This is a genomic window from Convivina intestini (genome assembly GCF_003096575.1).
Lineage (GTDB): Bacteria > Bacillota > Bacilli > Lactobacillales > Lactobacillaceae > Convivina > Convivina intestini.
In genome coordinates this window covers 64070-85516 of record NZ_QEKT01000005.1, presented here as the reverse complement: position 1 = coordinate 85516, position 21447 = coordinate 64070, and the positions used below count along the sequence as shown (strand labels likewise).

Genomic DNA, 21447 nt, shown 5'->3' with positions numbered 1-21447 from the left:
AAAAACAGCAGTTGCCATCTGGCAACTGCTGTTTTACTGAGGATTTATTTAACAATTTCGCAAAATTCTACGATAACGCCATCAGGACCTTGAACATTGAAAAACTTAATGCCCTTGTCCCAGAATGGTAGGTGTTGAACTTCTGAATCGATTAAATCAAAACCTTCTGCCTTAGCAGCCTTAAAAGCAGCATCAGCATCAGTAGTGTTCATTGAGATGTGGTTGATGGCACCGGCTTTACCAGCAACTTCATCAGCCTGCCAAGTCTCAATTACAAGGTGATTACGCTTCATGAAAATCACCTTACCCACTGGAAAATCACCAGTCTTTTCAAAGCCAAGTGATTGCCAAAAGGCTTCCGCCTGCTTTAAGTCCTTGGTAGGGATTCCAATGTGTTGAACATCGTCAAAATAATCTGTAAAAGCCATATTATCAATCATGTAGCCAACCTATTATTGACTACATACTCCTTTCAAATACTTAAATTAATTTTCAACGGAAATTGCTTGATGCTTTAACTTAGGGAAGATACTCTTATCTGCCCAACCAGTGATATTTCCCTGGAATAAGAAGGCAAAAATCGTACCAAGTCCATAGTTACTAAAGTCTGGGTAAACAATCAAAGCAACGATACCGATAATAGTTGGTGGAATGTAAGAAACCCACATGGCAATTCCGGCATTTCCGTTGAAATACTTAAAACGTAAGATCTGCATTAAATCATCAGCAGGATGGAGGACAATATTAACTCGCTGGTAGATAGAAATAGCAATCGCAATGAAGGCTACCCCTGTAAAGTTAAGGAGAACATATAAGATGTCCATACCCCAACCATGAGCCTCGGGTAAAATATTGGCAAATGCAGTGGCAAAGATACTAATCAAGGCTGAAAACGGCACCATGAACGCTAAGTTCCCCAGGAACCGTTTCCAATCTAGACGGTGCTCTAACACCATGTTTAAGATTGCAACCAACATACCAACTACAAAGAAGACAATTGATAGGGTACCAGGCTTACCACCTAGGAAGGAAACATTCCAACCGTTTTGCGCGGCAGTCCAGTAGGCTGATCCTAAGAAGGCAGGATGAATCTTTTGGCTAGTGACAATGGTTAAAACATTCCCCATTGAGTTAATAATTAGGGAAAAAGCAAAGAAGGCCAGGGAGGAACCCCACGACATGGTGCGGGCACTTTTCTTCATGATTAAGCCTCTTCGCCGCCAACCTTAACAACAGCCTTAGAAACAACACCAAGACGGCCATTTACAAAGTCATCAACTTGCTTGTAGTCTAATTCGTGAGACATCAAAGGCTTAACGTTAAGCTTACCAGATGAAAGCAAAGCCAATGAATCTTCAAAAGCGTTAGGGTTGATGAATGAACCTTGGATAGTAAGCTCCTTTTGGAAGACTTCATAAGTGTTCATTTCAAACTTGGCATCCGGACCACCAACACCAAACATCAATACTTGACCACCACGGGCAGCTGACTCGATTGCCATTTCTTGTGTTTGTGGCAAACCAACGGCTTCAATGACAACGTCATATTCACCAGTAGGAACTTGATCACCCTTAGCAGTGTTGAAAGTGTTCTTGGCACCAAATAATTCCTTGTTCATTGCCAACTTTTCATCAACGATACCAGCCAAATCAACTTGGTGAATACCGTAAGCTTGCAAGATTTGAACGAAAAGTTCACCCATGAATCCGTCACCAATTACCAAAGCCTTTTGGTATGGTGATGGCTTAAGCAACTTGATACCGTGAACGGCACATGAGATTGGTTCAACAATTGCAGCTGACTTCAAATCAACGTTGTCAGGGATTGGGTAAACGACTGAGGCTGGAGCAGTGAAGAATTCTTCAAAACCACCGTTACGTGTAACACCAACCGCTGAAAGGTTCTCACAAAGTTCAGGACGGGCAGTGTGGCAATACTTACACTCACCACAGTAGATGTTAGGGTCAACAGTGACACGGTCGCCAACCTTTACGTTAGTAACGGCTGAACCGATTTCCTTAACAACTCCTGAGTTTTCGTGACCCAACACGATTGGTGGAACAGCATCAGCTGAACCAGGCAAACCAGCGTATAGGGCGTGGTCAGTACCACAGATACCAGCAAAGGCAGTGTGAATCAATACCTCGTTGGGCTTTACTTCGGGCTTAGCAATATCTTGAACTTCAAGTTGCTTCTTACCAGTTAAAACAAGTGCTTCCATGAAGACTTCTCCTTTTCGAGTGCTTAATTTTTAAGATGCAAACTCTATGTTAAACCGGTAACAATGGTGTGTCAACTGCCATTTAAATTTTTTAAAAAATAAAAAAATACTTTGTTATTAAAATTACAGATGAGGTCTGTATTTACAATCGATTAGCGGATTTATAAGCCTTAAGTTTGATTAATGTTCAATAAGGTATAATGGACATTAAGGGTAATACTTTGTGATTTACATGTTAATAATAGTAAGAAAGGAGTTAAATATGCTTTTTGAAGACGAAATTATGGCCGACCCCTTAAACGCTGAATTTACTAAAAAGGGTTGGCGTCCCGTTTATTGGATTGATGAACAGGCGCGAATTTTAATTATTGGTCAAGCACCCGGACGTAAGGTTCAAGACACTGGGATTATGTGGAATGATGCCAGTGGGGATCGCTTACGGGAATGGTTAGGAGTTGATCGTGATACTTTTTATCATTCGGGTCTATTTGCCGTTTTACCAATGGATTGCTACTATCCTGGCAAGGCTAGTAGTGGGGATAAACCGCCGCGCAAGGAATTTGCTGAACAGTGGCATACCCGTATGTTAGCTAAAATGCCAGATATCAAACTAACAATTTTGATTGGTTCTTATGCACAACGTTATTATCTAGGACTTTCTCGTCAGGCTCGGATTACTGATGTTATCCAAAATTACCAAAGTTATTTGCCCAAATACCTACCAATTGTACATCCCTCACCACGCAATAATATTTGGTTAAAACGTAATCCTTGGTTTGAGCAAGAAGTGATCCCTGAATTACAAAAAAAGGTGCAAGCAGTTATGAAAGAAAGCTAAGTTTTTTAGTATGTTACTTTTTAATTGGTAAAATATTAATTAGAATAAAAATAACTAGGAGGAATAATAAATGGCGCAGGAGAGTAATCTGCAGAAATGGCAGGCAGCTAGTTTGCCAGTTGATTTAGCACAGGAATTGGCAGTTTATACGCCTGCTGAACAAGAGGATGCTTTTTATCAAGATTTAAACTTTGGAACTGCCGGTATGCGGGGATTGATGGGGCCTGGTAGTAACCGGATGAATATTTATACGGTTCGCCAAGTGACCGAAGCCCTAGCGCGCTTCATTGATGATCAGGGAGCTGAAGCTAAACAACGTGGGGTCGTCATTAGTTTTGATTCCCGTCATCATTCCCAAGAATTTGCCCAAGAAACAGCCCGCGTTTTATCACAACATGGAATTCATGTTTACTTGTTTAGTTCGTTGCGTCCGACTCCTGAACTTTCTTTTTCAGTACGTTATCTAAAGGCCTTTGCCGGTGTCATGATAACGGCTTCTCACAATCCTAAGGAATACAATGGTTACAAGGTTTATGGTGAAGATGGTGGTCAAATGGTGCCCGATGCTGTAGCGGCTGTGGTTGCTAAGCGGACTGAAATTCAAGATATTTTCACGATTACTACTGATGAAAAAGAAGCCAATGTGGATATTGTCGATGACCAACTTGATAATGCTTACTTAAAGGAAATGAAGACTGTTACGGTTGATCCAGCCCTAGTGGCTGCCGAAGGCGCACAGTTAAAGTTTGTTTATTCACCTTTGCACGGGACCGGCCAATACATTGGTGAAAAAGCGCTACAACAGGCTGGTTTTACCAACTATACGATTGTTAAAGAACAGGCCATTTTGGATGGCGATTTTCCAACTGTTAAAAAGCCCAATCCGGAAGATCCGGCTGCTTTAGCTTTGGCTATTGAATATGCCAAGAAAAATGGTGCTGATGCAGTGGTGGCCACTGATCCTGATGCCGATCGGATGGGTGCTGCCGTTCGTTTGGCAAATGGGGAGTATCAAGTATTAACTGGAAATCAAATTGCCGCTGTGTTGGTTAACTACCTATTAACTGCTAAGAAACAACGCCAAGAATTACCAGAAAATGGCGCCATTGTTACTTCAGTTGTTTCATCTCGTTTTGCCTCAACGGTTGCCCAAAGTTTTGGCGTTGCTACTGTAGATGTATTAACTGGTTTCAAATATATTGCCGAGATGATTGATCGCTTTGAAGCAACCGGTGAGCACCAATTCCAGTTTGGTTTTGAAGAAAGTTTTGGCTATTTGGTTAAGCCTTTTGCCCATGATAAGGATGCTATTCAGGCCTTGGTTTTGTTTGCTGAAGTAGCGGCTTATTATAAGTCTAAAAACCAAACCTTTGCCGATGGACTTCAAGAACTCTTTGAACGTTACGGTTATTTTGAAGAAAAGACTGTTAGTTATGAGTTCCCTGGTCAACATGGTCATGAAGAAATGGCCGCAATTATGAGTGCTTTCCGTCAGGAAGGGCCCCAGACCATTGGCGGGCAGCTAGTCCTAGCTACGCAAGATTTTGCTAGTCAAACTGAGTATGATCGTGATGGGGCTACTAAGACTTTGCCACAGCCTAAGGCTGATGTTTTGAAATATTGGTTGGCTGATGGTTCTTGGGTTGCTTTGCGTCCATCTGGTACCGAACCTAAGCTAAAGCTTTATGTAGGGGTTACCGACGATAGTGCAGCCGGTGCGCAAACCAAGTTAACGGCAATTGTTAATGATATGGAAGCTTCTTTAAAAAAGAATTAGACAGATTTCGTAATATTTGCTACAATAACAAACGGCTAAGAGCCGACAATTAACGGCAATCCGCTGTGCGTGGAGCCTACGGGCGAGTGTATGATTGGCGATCAGGAGAATGACATGCGTCAAAATAGTATTTTAGAAAATGTTACTTCAGCTCAGTTGCGTACTGATATTCCAGTATTCCGCGCTGGAGATTCTGTTCGAGTTCACGCTCGAATCGTCGAAGGAACTCGTGAACGTGTTCAGTTATTTGAAGGCGTTGTAATCAAGCGTAAGGGTGCTGGTATTCAAGCTACCTATACTGTTCGTAAGATTTCTTCAGGTGTTGGTGTGGAACGTACATTCCCACTTCACTCACCTCGAGTTGATAAGATTGAAGTAACGCGGTTCGGTCACGTTCGTCGTGCCAAGCTTTATTACTTGCGTGCCTTGCAAGGTAAGGCTGCTCGTATTAAAGAGCGCCGTCGCGATATTTAATAGTGAAGGGTCTCCACTTAGTGGGGACTTTTTATTTGTTAGAAGGAATAGTGATGGGTGAATTTTTAACTACTAGTGATTCACGTAAAATTTTGCATGTTGATCTGGATGCTTTCTATGCCCAAATTGAAATGCGCGATAATCCTCGTTTGAAAAAAATACCGTTAATTGTTGGCCGTGATCCACAACAATCCCATGGACATGGAGTGGTAGCTACAGCTAACTATTTGGCTCGTCAGCTGGGTGTACATTCAGCGATGAGTACGGTAGAAGCTAAGCGTTTAGCACCACAGGCAGTTTTTTTATCGCCTGATTTTGATAAATATCGCCAAAATTCACGTCAAATCCATGCCATTTTTCATGCCTATACCCATAAAGTTGAGACGGTTGCCCTGGATGAAGCTTACCTAGATTTAACGGACCATGCGCTAAGTGGTGCTACCCTAGCGGCTAAAATTCGACATGATATTTTAAAAGAAACTAAATTAACGAGTTCGATTGGTATTTCGTATAATAAGTTATTGGCCAAATTAGGTTCTGAATATAATAAACCGAATGGCGTCACGCTAATTGATCATCAAGATGCCCAGAGTTTTATGGATTGTTTGCCAATTGAAAATTTTCGTGGGGTTGGTAAGCAGACGTTAAGTAAGCTGTTAGCAATGAATATTCATAACGGCTTGGATCTGCGGCAATTATCACAGGATCAGTTACGGGCTAATTTTGGTAAAATGGGGGAACACCTCTATTGGCAAGCCCGAGGGGTCCATTTTGGTCAGGTTGATTGGCAGAGGCAACGCCAATCAATCGGTAAGGAAGAAACCTTTGACCGGCCCCTGCGTACTAGGGCTGAAGTCAGCATTGAATTTCAATCTTTAGCCAAACGAGTTGTTGACAATATGCAGGCTAAAAAAATGGTTGGTCGGACCTTAAATATTAAAATGCGGGCTGACTCTTACCAAACCATTACCCGGGCAATTACCTTATCAGAGCCTTGGCAACTGGATGTTAGTAATTTAGCCCGTAGGGCCCAAGAAATATTTGATAGTAGTTTTGAAAATGATTTTTCAATTCGCCTATTAGGGTTAACTTTCAGTAATTTACAAAGTAATTTATATGTTAATCTTTCGCTATTTGATGATTAATAAGTATCACAACGTCAATTATTAGTTATGTGTATAATGGAAGTGTTATTAGAGAATGAAGGGGTTTAGCATGGCAACCATTCAGGAAGAAATTTTAAATCAAATTAAGCGATATGATACGATTATCATTCATCGCCACCAACGGCCTGATCCCGATGCTTACGGATCACAACTAGGTTTGAAGGCCCTGTTGCAGGCTAGTTTTCCAGAAAAAAATATTTATGCAGTCGGCAAAGAGATTCCAGGATTATCCTGGATTAGTTCATCTGAGCAGTTTATGGATGATATTCCCGATGCTACTTATAATAAGGCTTTGGTGATTGTCTGTGATACTGCTAACGATCCTCGGGTTGATGATCAGCGCTGGCGTCAAGGCCTTGAAATTATCAAAATTGATCATCATCCCAATGATGAACCCTTTGGGGATTGGCAGTGGGTTGCTGATGAGAAGGCCGCTACTAGTATCATGATTTATGAGTGGTATGAAGCCCTGAAAGATCAAGGCTTGCAGATGACCGCTGAAGCCGCTCGATACCTTTACATTGGTATTATCGGCGATACTGGGCGTTTTTTGTATAGCTTGGATCAAGAAGTTTTCCGAGTTGTTTCAGAAATTTTTGCCTATCAATTTGATTACCAATCAATTTATTTGCATATGACTACGGTATCTGAAAGTGCTGCGAAACTTTCAGGATATGTGTTGCAGCATTTAAATATTTTGCCATCTGGTTTTGCTTACGTCGTCTTAACTCGGACGCTGATTCATCAGTTTGATCTCGGGGATGCGGGCACTTCCTTTATCGTGCCCCTACCGGCCAAGATTGATCGAGTCAAAGCCTGGGCCATTTTTGAAGAGCAAGATGAAGGTAACTACCGGGTGCGGATGCGTTCTCGGAGTGTGCCAATTAATAAGATTGCCCAAAATTTCGATGGTGGTGGACATCCGATGGCTTCCGGTGCCTGGGCTCAAGATCAAGAAGAGATTGATAAAATCATTAAAAGTGTTGACCAAGCTATTTTGGTTGACGAACAGACTCAGCAGGTAAAGGATAAACTGGATGACTGACCAAACAAACTATTTTGGTGAATTTAATTTAAAAAATGATGTAATTTCAGCTTTGACTAAGATTGGTTTTACCAAGCCTACCCCAGTTCAAGCTAAATTAATCCCTGATATTTTGCAGGGAAAAGATGTGGTCGGCCAATCTCAAACTGGCTCGGGTAAGACTCATACTTTTTTGATTCCTATTTTTAATGCGCTCAAGGCCGACGTCGAAGCTACCCAAGTGGTTGTTACCACGCCTTCCCGGGAATTAGCTGCTCAAATTACTCGGGCTGCTCGTCAAATGAGTGATGCCATGGGGTATGAAAAGGTTTCAATTGCTGAATATGTTGGTGGCACTGATAAGCAACGGCAGTTACGCCAGTTAAGCAAGCATCAAGCCCAAATCGTGATTGGTACGCCAGGACGAATCCGTGATTTAGTTGCTTTAAAAGCGCTACGATTGACTTCAGTCAGCACTTTAGTGGTTGATGAGGCTGACATGACCCTGGATATGGGCTTTTTAAACGACATTGATTATATTGCGGGTGCTATGCCGGAGCAGTTACAAACTTTGGTATTTAGTGCAACCATGCCAGAAAAGTTAAAGCCGTTTTTAAAAAAGTATTTGGATAATCCGCATTTTGAGGAAATTCCAACCACAACGGTCATTGCTGATACCATTGATAATTGGCTTTTGGCCACTAAATCAAAGTCTAAAGAGCTTGTCTTAGATCAACTTTTGGAGATCTTGAATCCTTATTTGGCGCTTATTTTTGCCAACACCAAGGAGCGAGCTAAGGAATTAAGTCAACACTTACGCGAACGAGGCTTGAAGGTCGCTGAAATTCACGGCGATATTAACCCACGTGAACGTCGGCGCGTCATGAAAGACATTCAACATCTAGACTATCAGTACGTGGTAGCCACTGATTTGGCGGCTCGAGGAATTGATATTGAAGGGGTTTCCCACGTTATTAACGATGGCATTCCTAACGAATTAGAATTCTTTGTCCACCGAGTTGGGCGAACCGGTCGAAATGGAATGAGTGGGATTGCCATTACCCTGTATAGTCCTGATGAAGATGCTGCGGTGGTCGAGTTGGAAAACTTAGGAATTACCTTCCAAGCTATGGAAATTCGCCAAGGCGAAATTTCACCCATTAAAGATCGACGGGCTCGCCATCAACGGGTGGCAACTACTAATAAGTTGAAGCCTGAGATGATTGGGATGGTTAAAAAGAAAAAGAAGATTGTTAAGCCGGGTTATAAGCGGCGAATTAAAAATACTTTGAAGCGTGAGCGACAGATGGAACGTCGTATTGAGCAACGACAAGAACGTCGGGCTGCTCATAAAAAATAAAAAAGTTCAAAACCGTTAGGTTTTGAACTTTTTTAATGAGTACTATTTGATTGGAAATCGGCTTCATTATCAAATTGGAAGGCCAATAATGAATTCGTGATTGATTCGGTCGCCACTTCTGAATGAGGCATACTAGTACTAGCAGTGTGGCTGGAACTAGCGGCCTGAGATTGAAAAGTGGGACTAGTTGAATTATTTAGAAAATTTTGATCAACGGGCTGTGTCTGTTGAATAGGGCTAGTAAAACTAGTTGATTCACTGGGAAGGTCTGCTTCAGCTTGTTGCTGGGCCTGATCGTTAGCCTTTTTCAAAAAGGTATCCCGCCGGGCGACTTCCTCGGAAGGGTTATCGACATTTAGAGGATGATCTAAGTCCGTTAAAATATTAATAACTACTCGACGTGAGTGATTTTTAATGACATAACTGCCTTCGGCAATGGCGCCAACTTGATTTTCTAATTGTTGTGCTAAAAATCCCGTTTCTAAATTAAAGTCAGCCTGACGATTAAGGTCTAAACGTTGGCGTACTAAGGGACCTTTGAGCAACCAAATTTGTTCAGTACTACTTTGGCGTGAAATATCTAGATCACCTAAACCAGCTGTTTGAAAAAATTGTTTCAGTTCTTCAATTGTATCCAGGGGAAACTGACGGGCCAATTCTTTACCTGCCCAGTAGGCAATGCCATGATAATCAGTTTGTAATAAATTGCTTAACAGGGCATCTCGTAAAAGGAGTGTTGCAAAGAAATTGACCGATTGGGGATGGCTGTTCATCTCGTCATAAGTATTGATATTCATAGTTGACCTCTCTAGAAATTTATTATAACAAAACTCCCTTCGATTAAGGGAAATGCTTGCAATATAAGACCAACTGTTCATAATAAAATATATGATAAATGATAGTCGACCAATTGGAATGATGGATTCTGGCGTAGGCGGTTTGACCGTTTTGTTGGCGGCCCAACAGGCTTTACCCCAGGAACGCTTTGTATACGTAGGTGATACCGCGCGGATGCCTTATGGTAGTAAACTTGCAAGTGATGTGGTGTCTTTTAGCCAAGAGATTGCGAATTTTCTAATTAACAATTATGATATCAAACTCTTAGTCATTGCTTGTAACACTGCATCAGCCTGTGCCTTACCAATTTTAGCTAAAGAATTAAATATTCCCATTATTGGGGTGATTGATGGCGGGGCTCGAGCAGCCGTGCAGCAGAGTAAAAATCAAAAAATTGGTTTAATTGCTACTCAAGGAACGGTCAATTCTGGTAAGTACCAAGCTGAAATCAAGCAATTAAATCCTGATTTAACCGTAATTGCCCAAGCAGAACCAGAATTTGTTACCTTAGTGGAAAGTGACCAGGCTAATAATCCGGCCTATCAAGCACTAATTGACCAACACTTAGCGATCTTTGTCCGTCAAGGTGTTGATACCCTAGTTTTGGGATGTACGCATTTTCCGTTACTAGGCCAAATGATTCAACAGGCAGTGGGCGATCAGGTTACCTTAATTGATCCAAGTTTTGAAACGGCCAATGACATTAAAAAATATCTTAGTCAACACAAAATGTTGGCCAGCCAAGACTTGATTTCAGAACCAAATCGCTATTTTACGACCGGAAATTGCGCCACCTTTACCCAGATTGCCAGTAAGTGGTTACAGCCCACTGAACCATTGGTGGTGGCCCATTTAGCAATTAAACACGATGCTGCTCAGGAATATTTGGAGGAAGTTGTATGTCCCGATTAATTATTGCCAGTAATAATGCCCATAAACTTAGTGAAATTGAAGCAGTCTTGCAAACACAAGCAATTGATTTACCAGTATTGGGCTTAAAAGATTTACCCCAACAACCTGAAGTAGTCGAAGATGGGGATAGTTTTTTGGCTAATGCTCGTAAAAAGGCCTTAACAATTGCTAGCCTTTATCCGACTGATTATGTTTTGGCCGATGATTCGGGCTTAGTTATTCCAGCCCTAAACGGAGAACCAGGCGTATATTCGGCCCGCTATGCTGGGGACCATGATGATGCGGCCAATAATAAAAAAGTTTTAACCAAACTCCAAGATGTACAAGGAGCTCAAAGAGCTGCCTATTTTACGACCGTAATGGTTTTAGTTGGGCCTAATCGGCCTGAGTTAGTGACTCAGGGACGGGTAGATGGCTTTATTACCCAACATCCACACGGACAAAATGGGTTTGGTTATGATCCAATTTTTTGGCTGGCTGATGCCAATGCGACTATGGCCGAAATTTCAGCTAGCCAAAAAAATGCAATTAGCCATCGGGGACGGGCCTTGGCTGAATTAGTTCAGGCTTTGCCAGCATGGCTGAAGGAGTAAAAAATGGGTAAAATTTTAATTGTTTCAGATGTACATGGCGATCGGTCGATTTTAGTTGATATCTTAAATCACTGGCGTAATCAAGTGGATGCAATTTTCTACAATGGAGACTCCGAGTTAGCCGCTGATGATTCAGTCTTTGATGGGGTATCAACGGTAATTGGTAATCGGGATAGTGATGTTAATTTTGTAGAGGCACGTTCTACTACGGTTGACGGGGTAACTTTTTTCCAAACCCATGGGCATTTATATAATGCCGGGGACTTTATTGGTTGGGCTAATTTAACGGATATGGATCAAGCGGCTAATGAAGCCCAGGCTCAGGTCGTGTTGTTTGGGCATACCCATCAAGCGGGGACCCAAGTCTATGATCACAAGTTATTTATTAATCCAGGATCAACGACCCTACCAATGGGAGAATATGCCAGCTTCGGTGGTAGTTATGCTGTTTTGTCAATTGAACCTCAGCAGTTAATCGTTGATTTTTATAACCGTCAGCACCAAGAATTGCCCGTGTTAAAAGCGGTTGTCAATCGTAACCAATTAAAGTAATTTTGAGCTAAACCTGCTTATCAGTAAGCGGGTTTTATTATTTAATTGGGATTGGGTACTTGTGTATAATGGAGTTGTTATGGAAGAAAATCAACCAGAATTTAATTATTGGGATACCCCGCAAAATGAAACCGATGAGCTTTTGCGTGAGGTAGCGGTAAATGCTAGTGAGCAAGAAGATGAATTTTCTTTGCGGCCGCGTCGGCTAAGTGAATATATTGGGCAAGAAGCCTTAAAAGACGAATTATCGGTCTATATTGCGGCGGCTAAACAGCGCCAGGAAGCCTTAGATCACGTGTTACTTTTTGGTCCGCCCGGATTAGGAAAAACGACCTTGGCCATGATTATTGCCAATGAAATGGGCGTTCATTTAAAAACGACCTCTGGCCCGGCTATTGAAAAATCAGGTGATCTTGTTGCCCTATTAAATGGGATTGAGCCCGGAGATGTTGTCTTCATCGATGAAATTCACCGCTTACCTACCAGTATTGAAGAAATGCTCTACTCAGCCATGGAAGATTTCTTTGTTGATATTATGGTCGGGCAGGGGCCAACTGCACGAGCCGTCCACTTTCCCTTACCACCTTTTACCCTAGTGGGGGCGACGACTCGACCCGGTATGTTATCTAAGCCGATGCGCGACCGATTTGGTATCATCAATTCTTTGCGCTATTATCAGCCAGAAGAATTACAAGAAATTGTCAAACGGACGGCCGATATTTTTGAAACTCCAATTACCCCAGAGGGAGCCTATGCCATTGCTTCTCGTTCCCGGGGAACACCGCGAATTGCCAATCGGTTGTTAAAGCGCGTGCGTGATTTTGCCCAGGTTGCTGGTAAACCGGCGATTGACGCAGCTATCGTGGAAATGGCCTTAACAAAACTGCGGGTTGATGAACGGGGATTAGATGAAATTGATCATAAATTGTTACAAACGATGATTGATTACTATGAAGGTGGTCCGGTTGGTTTAAATACCATTGCAGCTAACATCGGGGAAGAAGCCGAAACCTTGGAATCAATGGTGGAACCATATTTGCTACAAATTGGTTTTTTGCAACGGACTCCCCGCGGTCGTCAAGTGACTCCTGCAGCTTATCAACACCTAGGGATGTCGCAACCTGAACCAAAATAAACTAAAGGAATTTGTATGACTGAAAATAAAGTTTATCAACTATCGGATTTTGATTATCATTTACCCGAAGAACTAATTGCCCAAACACCGTTAAAACAACGAGATCAATCTCGTTTGTTGGTTCTTAATGCTAAAACTGGGGAATACCAAGATCGTCATTTTTATGATGTTTTAGACTATTTAAATCCAGGGGATGCCTTGGTAATGAATAATTCCCGGGTCTTGCCGGCTCGTTTGCATGGCGTCCGACCAGAAACCGGTGGTCATGCCGAAGTTTTGTTATTGCGACAAGATCATGGGGATGTTTGGGAAACCTTAGTTAAGCCGGCTAAGAAATCACCAATTGGTTCAACCATCGTTTTTGGTAATAATCCGGATCATCCTTTGATGACGGCCACCGTAGTTGGCGAACTAGAGCATGGCGGTCGCTATGTTGAATTTTCCTATGATGGGATTTTCATGGAATTGCTGGAGCAATTGGGTGAAATGCCCTTGCCACCATACATTAAAGAAAAATTAAGTGACCAAGAACGTTATCAAACCGTTTATTCCAAAGTTGAAGGATCAGCCGCAGCGCCAACTGCTGGTTTACACTGGACACCAGAGCTATTAGAAAAAGTTCGGGCCAAAGGCGTGCAAACGGTTGAATTGACCCTACATGTTGGTTTGGGGACCTTCCGGCCAGTCGAAGAAGAAAATATCGAAGATCACAAAATGCACTCTGAGTTTTACCAGCTAACGCAAGCGGCGGCCGATACTTTGAATGCTGTTCGAGCCCAAGGGGGTAAAATTGTGGCGACCGGAACCACGACGATTCGGACCTTGGAGACAATTGGAACCAAATTCAATGGGCAATTGCAGGCTGATTCTGGTTGGACAGACATCTTCATTAAGCCGGGCTATCAGTGGCAGGTCGTGGATGCTTTTATTACTAACTTCCACTTGCCCAAATCAACCTTAATTATGTTAGTGGCAGCCTTTACTGGTCGAGAAAATATTTTAGCTGCCTATGAACATGCGGTTCAGGCCGGCTATCGTTTCTTTAGTTTTGGCGATGCTATGTATGTGCATAAGTAAAAAAGGAGCTTCCTTGAGGTTCTTTTTTATTGTCCTAAATTCTTAAGCCGATTTAAGCCCGTGTTATAATGACAGCATGAAAGAATATCAAAGTAATGGGGTTATTGATACCCAAAATTTAGCCCAAAAAGTCGCTCAACTAACTTATCCAGGATTGATTATTACCCTAAACGGGGATTTGGGTGCTGGTAAAACGACCTTTACGAAGGCCTTAGCTCAGGAGTTGGGAGTAAAAGCCCGAGTAAAAAGTCCAACTTTTAATATTTTAAATATCTATCAGGGGCAGGATTTTCCAATTTATCATTTTGATGCTTATCGCTTAGAAGAAAGTGGCGCTTTAGATCAAGGTTTTGAAGACTATATTGGGACTGATGGCTTGACTTTGATTGAATGGCCGCAGTATATGGCCGATTTGTTACCCAACGATTACTTGAGTTTGAATTTTATCCGACAGGCGGGGGATAATCAACGGCTAATCCAAATTACGGGTCAGGGAACTGGCGCCAAGTTAGTGGAGCAGTTGGCATGACCAATCAGGATGATTATAGTTTAGTGACCTTAAATGCTCAATTAGCACCAGTTGCTAGCCAATTAATTAATCAGTTACAGCAAGAAAGTGATACTTTTACGATTGGCAGTGTCCGTGATGGTCAAAAGGAGCTGGCCGAACCCATCGATGATCGTCCGGCTAAAACATGGTTAATTTTAAAAGTTGACCAGCCGATTGGCGTAGCGTCGATTGAACAAGGTGAAATCGGCTTGGCCATTTTAAATAAAGAACAGGGGCAGGGAATTGGCCAAATGGTGATCCAAGCCTTAATTTCCTGGGCGCAACAAGTAAATTTAGCTTATTTATGGTTAGATGTGCAAGAACAAAATGCACCGGCTGTTCATATTTATCAAAAATTGGGCTTTGAATTTACCGGTGCCTCCCAACAATTAACCCTGCCCAACCAACGACAGGTTGTCATTTTACGAATGGAGTTACCCTTAAAATGAACTTTGTGGCAATTGATTTTGAAACGGCTAATCATGAACGTCATTCAGCGTTGTCTTTGGCTTTAGTAGTCGTACGTGATGATCAAATTGTTGATCAATTTTATAGTTTAATTAAACCAGCAACTTACATCAGTGCCCGGAATACCCAAATTCACGGCATCACCAAAGAAGATGTAATTGATGCCCCCGAATTTCCAGCGGTTTGGGCTAAAATTGCCCCTTTATTTACTGAGAATCATTTGGTAGTTGCGCATAATGCTAATTTTGATAGTAGCGTGTTAAAGGCAACTTTGGCTTATTATGGTATCGCTGAACCTCATTATCAGTTACTGGATACTGTTCAAACTAGTCGGCGATTGTTAAAGTTAGAAAATTATAAATTAAATACTGTTGCAAAAAGTTTAGCTATTCGTTTGGATCATCACCATAATGCCTTGGCCGATGCAATTGCGGCGGCTCAAATTTTAATTTATGAACACCAACAATTTGGTCCTGCTCTGTTAAAAGCGTTAGTCCGTAATAAATAAAAAAGAAATCAGCCAGTAGACTGATTTCTTTTTTATAGCTTAATTTCTAATTCAATCGGGGCGTGATCCTGACGAGCGCCAGTATTAATAACACCGGTTTTTTCAACCAAATCACTAATCCGATTACTGACGAGATAGTAGTCGATCCGCCAACCAGAATTATTGATTTTACTGGTTTTAGAGCGCTGCGCCCACCAAGTATAAAGACCAGTTTGATCAGGATGTTCCTGGCGCATGGTATCAGTGAAGCCGGCCGCTAATAATTCAGTAAACTTTTGCCGTTCTTCGTCGGTAAAGCCAGCCGAATGGTGGTTGCTACTAGGATGCTTTAGATCGATTTCTTCATGAGCAACATTTAAGTCACCGCTGAAAATAACTGGTTTGCTTTGATCTAGCTCACTAACATAGGCCCGAAAAGCATCATCCCAGGCTTGGCGATCCGGTAAGCGGTCTAAATTACTACCAGAATTGGGTGTGTAGACTGTTGCTAAGTAAAAATTCGGGTACTCTAGGGTAATTACCCGGCCTTCTTGGTCCATTTCACCGGGTGCCCCTAATTGGGGATAGCTAACATTTTCTGGTTTGTTTTTAGTTAAAAACATGGTACCGGAATAGCCCGAACGGGCGGTACTGGATGAAGTATAGATTTGATAATTAGGAAAAATTTCTTGGAGGGTTTTTTCTTGTTTAGGTGTTAAACCAGTCGCCTTGAGCTTGGTTTCTTGAATAGCCAGCACTTCTGGTTGGCTTTGGGCAATTTCATTTAAGACTGCCCAGGTCATTTCTCCGCGGGGGCTGCTGTGGGTAATTGCAGCGTTAATTGAATCAATATTCCATGAAATAAATTTCAAAAGAGACCTACTTTCTATTTATCTAATTGACTATACCGGCGCATAAATGGGCTGATTTGGCCACTAATTTGCGTTGGTAGGGTGACGTAATAATCTTGGGCAAGTTCTTGGGCAATGGCAGAATGAGCATAAGTAGCAGCCATTACGGCTGAAGCTAGCGGCTTAAATTGTGCCGCAAAGCCAGCAATCATGCCGGCTAGCGTATCACCCATCCCACCAGTGGCTTGATAGGGCCCCCCGACTGGGATTTGATAGACTTCATTTTCAGTATAAATCTGGGTGTGATTACTTTTGAGAACTAACAAAGGTTGGTTCGTATAATCTTGTAACGCCTGCCAATTTAAATCGGCTTGATTTTGATTGGCAATGGCGATATGACTTAGGCGTTCCCATTCCATCTGATGCGGGGTCAATACTAAGTGACAGTCCGGTAGTACTTGCGGGTGTTGTGCTAAAAGAGTTAGGGCGGATCCGTCGATAATTAAGATTTGGTGGGGCTCAATGCTGGTTAGTACCTTTTGAAGAAGTGCCAGTTGATCACCCAAACCAGAACCAATTAAGACTACATCACTGCTAACAATCAAAGCTTTTAAATCTTGTTGGTAGTCAGTGACCATGGCTTCGGGCGTGTGGCAGTGAATTGCCGTAAAATTACTGGGATCAGTGGCAACAGAAACTAAACCAGCCCCACTATGAACGGCCGCCATAGCGTTCATTATGACGGCGCCGCCGTAGTTAGGATTTCCGCCAATGATTAGGACACGGCCGAAATTTCCTTTGTAGCTGACGCTGGGTCGCTTAGTGATGACTTCTTTTAAAATTTGTTCGGTTAAAATCCGCATACCTAGCCTCCTCATTAAACATTTTACATGACTGACATGTATAATGAAGGGTAAGATTCTAGAAATTTTAGAAAGAGCTTAGAATCAACCAACATCAAATGTTTTCATACGGAGGTAGCAAATGACTGATTGGCAAAAAGAAGCACAAGTACGGCAAGATGACTATTTGAAAGATTTAGCCACTTTATTGGCCGTTAAATCTGTCCGTGATGACCAGCAGGCCACCAGCGAGGCACCTTTAGGACCGGGCCCAAAGCAAGCCCTAGACACCATGTTAGCAATCGCTGAACGCGATGGTTTCCGGACTAAAAATATTGATAATATTGTTGGTTACATTGAGATTGGACCCGAAGATAGCCAAGACTACGTGGCCTTGTTGTCGCATATTGATGTCATGCCAGCCGGTGAAGGTTGGGAGACCGATCCTTTCCAGGCTAAAATTACTGAAGATAAGGTGATTGCTCGAGGTGCTTCGGATGATAAGGGACCCGGTATGGCGGCCTATTATGGCTTTAAAATTATTCGTGACTTAGGACTTCCTTTGAAACATCGGGTGCGTTTGATTTTTGGTACGGATGAAGAAAATGATTGGACGGGTATGACCCGTTATTTTGAAGTTGAACCAGCGCCTTTGCTAGGATTTTCACCCGATGCGGAATATCCAATTATTAATGGTGAAAAAGGTAATGTTCAAATTGAAATTAAGAGTGTGGCCAGTAATGGCGGTAGCGTGACTTTAGAGCATTTTGAAGCCGGAATGCGTACAAATATGGTTCCCGGTGTGGCTCGGGCCAGCCTTAAATTAGCAAAACCGGCAATCATCAAAGATGATTTTAAAGCCTACCTAAATTACCATCCCAATGTGAAGGGTGAATTAAAGGTTGACGGACAGTCAGTTTATGTAACGCTTTGGGGTAAACAGGTCCATGGCGCTATGCCGGAAACTGGCGTTAACGCCGGCACATATTTGGCTAGTTTCTTGAAACAATATGACTTTGGTGGGGATGCTGCTGAGTTCTTAAATTACCTTGGGGGACCGGCCCACAATGATACACGTGGCGTTAAGTTTGGTGTTGACCATACCGATGAAGTCATGGGCGCTTTGTCAATGAATGTCGGTATCCAAAAGTTTGTTGCCCAGCAAGAGGCCTTTTTGAACTTTAATTTCCGTTATCCAAAGGGAATTGAACCAGAAGAAATTCTAACCAAGTTGACTCAGGCCACTGGCTCTTGGGCAGCGACTGTAACCATTGGGGGACATACCCAAGTGCCCCACTACGTAGCCCCTAGTGATCCTTTGGTTCAAACGTTGTTAAATATTTATCATGAACAGACTGGTTTACCTGCTTATGATCAAGTCATTGGTGGTGGAACCTATGGTCGCTTGATGAAACGTGGAGTCGCTTTTGGTGCTTTGTTCCCCGATTCACCAGATACCATGCATCAGGTCAATGAGTTTGCCTTGATTAGTGATTTGGTTCGCTCAATTAGTATTTATGCACAAGCTATTTTTGAAATTTCGGCTTTAGATTAAGGTCGAAAACTTGAGTTAATCCCGCTTTTAGTCTAAAATTGTAGGGAGTTAATTATTGGAGGATTTAATATGTCTAAGTGGACACCGGCAACGGATGCAAAGAATCGCGGTACATTAGAATTTACAGTACCTCAAGAAGAGGTAAAGCAGGGCTTGAAGGCCGCTTTTGAAAAGAATAAGGACAAGATTGCGGTTCCTGGTTTCCGTAAGGGAAAGGTGCCCATGGCGCTCTTTATCCAAAAGTTTGGTGAAGAAGCTCTTTACCAAGATGTTTTGGACCAAGTTTTGCCTGCTATTTATGAAGCAGCAGTCTTGGAAGCTGGCATTAACGTGGTAGGACGTCCAGGAATTGCTCCTGTATCAATGAACAAGGGTGAAGATTGGCAGTTAAAGGCTGAAGTAACAGTTGCTCCTGAAATCAAGTTGGGAGAATACTTGGGTCTTGAAGTACCTGCCCAAGACGAAACGGTTGACGACGCTGCCGTTGAACAAGAATTGAACCAAATGCGTGAGAACCAAGCTGAATTGGTCTTGCAAGATGCTGGCGTTAAGGCTGAAGAAGGCGACACTGTTGTGATTGACTTTGATGGTTCAGTAGACGGCGATCATTTTGATGGTGGTCAAGCCAAGGATTATTCTTTGGAATTAGGTTCAGGACAGTTCATTCCTGGCTTTGAAGAACAATTGGTTGGTCATGAAGCTGGTCAAGAAGTTGACGTTAAGGTTACCTTCCCTGAAGAATACCAAGCTAAGAACTTAGCTGGTAAGGAAGCATTGTTTGAAGTAACTATCCACGAAATTAAGCGTAAGTCATTGCCTGATTTGGATGATGAATTTGCTAAGGACGTTGATGAAGACGTTGAAACTTTGGCTGAGTTGAAGGAAAAGGTTCAAAAGCGTCTTGCTGACGAAAAGCAAGCAGCTGCTAAGGACGCCTTCGAAGACGCTGCCGTAAACGCCGTAGTTGATAATGCTGAAGTAATTGGCGATGAAATTCCTGAAGCAATGCTTCAAGAAGATATCGACAACCAAACTAACCAGTATTTGGGTCAGTTGCAACAACAAGGGATCTCACCAGAAATGTTCTTTAAGATTTCTGGTCAGACTAAGGAAGGCTTGAGCGCCCAGTTTAAGGAAGGTGCCGACCGCCGTGTTAAGACTGGTTTGGTATTGGATGCCGTTGTTAAGGCTGAAAACATTACACCATCTGATGAAGAAGTTAACGAAGAAGTTAAGAGCTTATCTGAACAGTACCATGTTGATGAAGCTCAAGTTCGGGCTGCTTTGTCAGACACACTTTTGAAGCATGATATCGCTATGCGTCAAGCAGTTGAAAAGATTGTTTCATCTGCTAAGGCTATTCAAAAGTAAAATCAAGAAAAAAAGCCTTCGGGCTTTTTTCTTTTACCCTGCTTGATAACTATTTTAAGATTGATAAAATAGAGGGTACTTTAGCTTATAAAAAAGGAAATAAATATGGCCAAAACACCAAATTATTCACCTGAGGTTCACTGCAGTTTTTGTGGCAAACCAGCTAGTGAAGTTAAAAAACTAGTTGCTGGCCCGGATGGATTGTATATCTGTAACGAATGTATTGATTTAGCTGAGCAAATTATTCAAGAAGAACTAGCTGCCGAACAAGGTGAGCACTTACTTGAATTACCAACGCCCCATCAAATCGTAGCTGAGTTAAATGGCTATGTGATTGGACAAGAAGATGCGAAAAAAACTTTGGCAGTCGCTGTTTATAATCATTACAAGCGGGTTAATGAAAATAATCTTAAAACGACTGAAGTTGAGCTACAAAAGTCCAACATCGCTCTTTTAGGACCTACCGGTTCGGGAAAAACCTATTTAGCTCAAAGCTTGGCCCGTATTCTGGATGTACCTTTTGCCATTGCTGATGCAACGACTTTGACAGAGGCCGGTTATGTGGGAGAAGATGTTGAAAATATCTTACTTAAGCTCCTACAGGCGGCCAACTTTGATGTTGAGCGGGCTCAGCAGGGAATTATTTATGTTGATGAAATCGACAAGATTGCTAAAAAATCAGAAAATGTTTCGATTACACGAGATGTTTCCGGTGAAGGGGTCCAACAAGCTCTGTTAAAGATGCTTGAGGGAACCATTGCCAGTGTGCCACCTCAAGGTGGCCGTAAGCACCCGCAACAAGAGCTGATTCAGGTTGATACGACCAATATTCTCTTTATTGTCGGTGGCGCCTTTGCTGGTTTGGAAACCATCATTAAAGAGCGTTTGGGGCAACGAGTAATTGGTTTTGGTTCTATCCAAGGAAATCGTAAAAATGACGAATTGGATGATAAGAACATCTTGAAACAAGTCGAACCCGAGGATTTGTCTAAGTTTGGCTTAATTCCAGAATTTATTGGTCGTTTACCAATTTTAACTGTCCTTGATGAGTTGACGGTTAAAGACTTAACCCACATTTTGACTCAACCCAAGAATGCCTTAGTGAAGCAGTATAAAGCCTTGTTGGGATTAGATGAGGTTGATTTGGAATTTGAGCCAGCCGCCCTACAGGCTATGGCTGATTTGGCGATTGAACGTAAAACCGGAGCCCGGGGCCTGCGTTCAATTATTGAAGCAGTGATGAAGGAAGTTATGTATGATATTCCTAGTCGCCCTGAAATTGCCAAGGTAATTATCACTAAGGAAAGTGTCTTGGACCAGAAAAGTCCTGAATTAGTCTTAAAGGAAAAGAAATAAG

At 42.3% G+C, this 21447-nt stretch carries 23 protein-coding genes; 17 read left to right on the top strand and 6 right to left on the bottom strand.

What is annotated here, in order from left to right; translation table 11 throughout:
* Positions 1-44 precede the first annotated feature (44 nt).
* Genes C7384_RS05230 through C7384_RS05220 form a run of 3 tightly spaced genes read right to left on the bottom strand, consistent with a single transcriptional unit; the run spans position 45 to position 2221 of the window.
* On the bottom strand, positions 45-428 hold the full coding sequence (locus C7384_RS05230) for a VOC family protein (RefSeq protein ID WP_089938846.1): 384 nt from the start codon (positions 426-428) through the stop codon (positions 45-47).
* A gap of 57 nt (positions 429-485) precedes the next feature.
* Positions 486-1202 carry a DUF6198 family protein gene (locus tag C7384_RS05225; RefSeq protein WP_089938686.1) on the bottom strand — a complete coding sequence of 239 codons (717 nt, stop codon included), beginning with the start codon at positions 1200-1202 and terminating at the stop codon, positions 486-488.
* Between the two features lie 2 nt (positions 1203-1204).
* Positions 1205-2221: a zinc-dependent alcohol dehydrogenase family protein gene (locus tag C7384_RS05220; RefSeq protein WP_089938688.1), complete on the bottom strand. Its 1017-nt coding sequence runs from the start codon at positions 2219-2221 to the stop codon at positions 1205-1207.
* A 262-nt stretch (positions 2222-2483) separates the two neighbouring features.
* Here C7384_RS05220 and C7384_RS05215 point away from each other — a divergent pair, with 262 nt between their 5' ends.
* From C7384_RS05215 to C7384_RS05190, 6 genes are all read left to right on the top strand, one after another.
* Positions 2484-3059, top strand: a complete 576-nt coding sequence (locus C7384_RS05215; protein ID WP_089938689.1) for a uracil-DNA glycosylase family protein — start codon at positions 2484-2486, stop codon at positions 3057-3059.
* Between the two features lie 70 nt (positions 3060-3129).
* Entirely contained in the window at positions 3130-4836 is a 1707-nt protein-coding gene (locus tag C7384_RS05210; protein WP_089938691.1) for a phospho-sugar mutase, read from the top strand.
* A gap of 114 nt (positions 4837-4950) precedes the next feature.
* Complete coding sequence (gene rplS, locus C7384_RS05205) at positions 4951-5310, top strand: 50S ribosomal protein L19 (RefSeq protein WP_089938692.1); 360 nt, start codon at positions 4951-4953, stop codon at positions 5308-5310.
* Between the two features lie 53 nt (positions 5311-5363).
* The gene (gene dinB, locus C7384_RS05200) at positions 5364-6455 is read left to right on the top strand and encodes a DNA polymerase IV (protein ID WP_089938694.1); all 1092 of its coding nucleotides are present in this window, start codon (positions 5364-5366) and stop codon (positions 6453-6455) included.
* A 70-nt stretch (positions 6456-6525) separates the two neighbouring features.
* Positions 6526-7521 carry a DHH family phosphoesterase gene (locus tag C7384_RS05195; RefSeq protein WP_089938696.1) on the top strand — a complete coding sequence of 332 codons (996 nt, stop codon included), beginning with the start codon at positions 6526-6528 and terminating at the stop codon, positions 7519-7521.
* The gene (locus tag C7384_RS05190; RefSeq protein ID WP_089938698.1) at positions 7514-8860 is read left to right on the top strand and encodes a DEAD/DEAH box helicase; all 1347 of its coding nucleotides are present in this window, start codon (positions 7514-7516) and stop codon (positions 8858-8860) included. The genes C7384_RS05195 and C7384_RS05190 overlap by 8 nt, the downstream gene beginning before the upstream one ends.
* A 32-nt stretch (positions 8861-8892) precedes the next feature.
* On the opposite strand, the gene C7384_RS05185 is transcribed toward C7384_RS05190, so the two are convergent.
* On the bottom strand, positions 8893-9657 hold the full coding sequence (locus C7384_RS05185) for a YslB family protein (RefSeq protein ID WP_165806781.1): 765 nt from the start codon (positions 9655-9657) through the stop codon (positions 8893-8895).
* Positions 9658-9748: 91 nt separating this feature from the next.
* Between C7384_RS05185 and murI the strand changes: the two genes are divergently transcribed.
* The 8 genes from murI (at position 9749) to C7384_RS05145 (ending at position 15492) form a co-directional block, all read left to right on the top strand.
* Complete coding sequence (gene murI, locus C7384_RS05180) at positions 9749-10609, top strand: glutamate racemase (protein ID WP_243400719.1); 861 nt, start codon at positions 9749-9751, stop codon at positions 10607-10609.
* On the top strand, positions 10597-11202 hold the full coding sequence (rdgB, locus tag C7384_RS05175; protein ID WP_089938702.1) for an RdgB/HAM1 family non-canonical purine NTP pyrophosphatase: 606 nt from the start codon (positions 10597-10599) through the stop codon (positions 11200-11202). Before murI ends, rdgB begins: the two co-directional genes overlap by 13 nt.
* A 3-nt stretch (positions 11203-11205) precedes the next feature.
* The gene (locus C7384_RS05170; RefSeq protein WP_089938703.1) at positions 11206-11754 is read left to right on the top strand and encodes a YfcE family phosphodiesterase; all 549 of its coding nucleotides are present in this window, start codon (positions 11206-11208) and stop codon (positions 11752-11754) included.
* Between the two features lie 79 nt (positions 11755-11833).
* Positions 11834-12889 (top strand): Holliday junction branch migration DNA helicase RuvB, encoded by a 1056-nt coding sequence (gene ruvB, locus C7384_RS05165; RefSeq protein WP_089938705.1) that lies wholly within the window; start codon positions 11834-11836, stop codon positions 12887-12889.
* Between the two features lie 15 nt (positions 12890-12904).
* Positions 12905-13966 carry a tRNA preQ1(34) S-adenosylmethionine ribosyltransferase-isomerase QueA gene (gene queA / locus C7384_RS05160; protein WP_089938707.1) on the top strand — a complete coding sequence of 354 codons (1062 nt, stop codon included), beginning with the start codon at positions 12905-12907 and terminating at the stop codon, positions 13964-13966.
* Between the two features lie 76 nt (positions 13967-14042).
* Complete coding sequence (gene tsaE, locus C7384_RS05155) at positions 14043-14495, top strand: tRNA (adenosine(37)-N6)-threonylcarbamoyltransferase complex ATPase subunit type 1 TsaE (protein ID WP_089938709.1); 453 nt, start codon at positions 14043-14045, stop codon at positions 14493-14495.
* Positions 14492-14965, top strand: coding sequence for a GNAT family N-acetyltransferase (locus C7384_RS05150; RefSeq protein ID WP_089938711.1), 474 nt, complete (start codon positions 14492-14494; stop codon positions 14963-14965). The genes tsaE and C7384_RS05150 overlap by 4 nt, the downstream gene beginning before the upstream one ends.
* Positions 14962-15492: a 3'-5' exonuclease gene (locus C7384_RS05145; protein WP_089938713.1), complete on the top strand. Its 531-nt coding sequence runs from the start codon at positions 14962-14964 to the stop codon at positions 15490-15492. Before C7384_RS05150 ends, C7384_RS05145 begins: the two co-directional genes overlap by 4 nt.
* Before the next feature lie 32 nt (positions 15493-15524).
* On the opposite strand, the gene C7384_RS05140 is transcribed toward C7384_RS05145, so the two are convergent.
* Both C7384_RS05140 and C7384_RS05135 read right to left on the bottom strand, forming a co-directional pair.
* On the bottom strand, positions 15525-16343 hold the full coding sequence (locus C7384_RS05140; RefSeq protein ID WP_089938715.1) for an exodeoxyribonuclease III: 819 nt from the start codon (positions 16341-16343) through the stop codon (positions 15525-15527).
* Between the two features lie 14 nt (positions 16344-16357).
* Entirely contained in the window at positions 16358-17185 is an 828-nt protein-coding gene (locus C7384_RS05135) for an NAD(P)H-hydrate dehydratase (RefSeq protein ID WP_089938717.1), read from the bottom strand.
* Positions 17186-17306: 121 nt separating this feature from the next.
* On the opposite strand from C7384_RS05135, the gene pepV reads away from it, so the two are divergent.
* The 3 genes from pepV to clpX all read left to right on the top strand — a co-directional run bounded on the left by pepV (position 17307) and on the right by clpX (position 21446).
* Complete coding sequence (gene pepV / locus C7384_RS05130) at positions 17307-18719, top strand: dipeptidase PepV (RefSeq protein ID WP_089938719.1); 1413 nt, start codon at positions 17307-17309, stop codon at positions 18717-18719.
* Between the two features lie 69 nt (positions 18720-18788).
* Entirely contained in the window at positions 18789-20090 is a 1302-nt protein-coding gene (tig, locus tag C7384_RS05125) for a trigger factor (protein ID WP_089938721.1), read from the top strand.
* Between the two features lie 105 nt (positions 20091-20195).
* Entirely contained in the window at positions 20196-21446 is a 1251-nt protein-coding gene (gene clpX / locus C7384_RS05120; RefSeq protein ID WP_089938723.1) for an ATP-dependent Clp protease ATP-binding subunit ClpX, read from the top strand.
* The last annotated feature ends 1 nt before the right edge of the window (position 21447 follow it).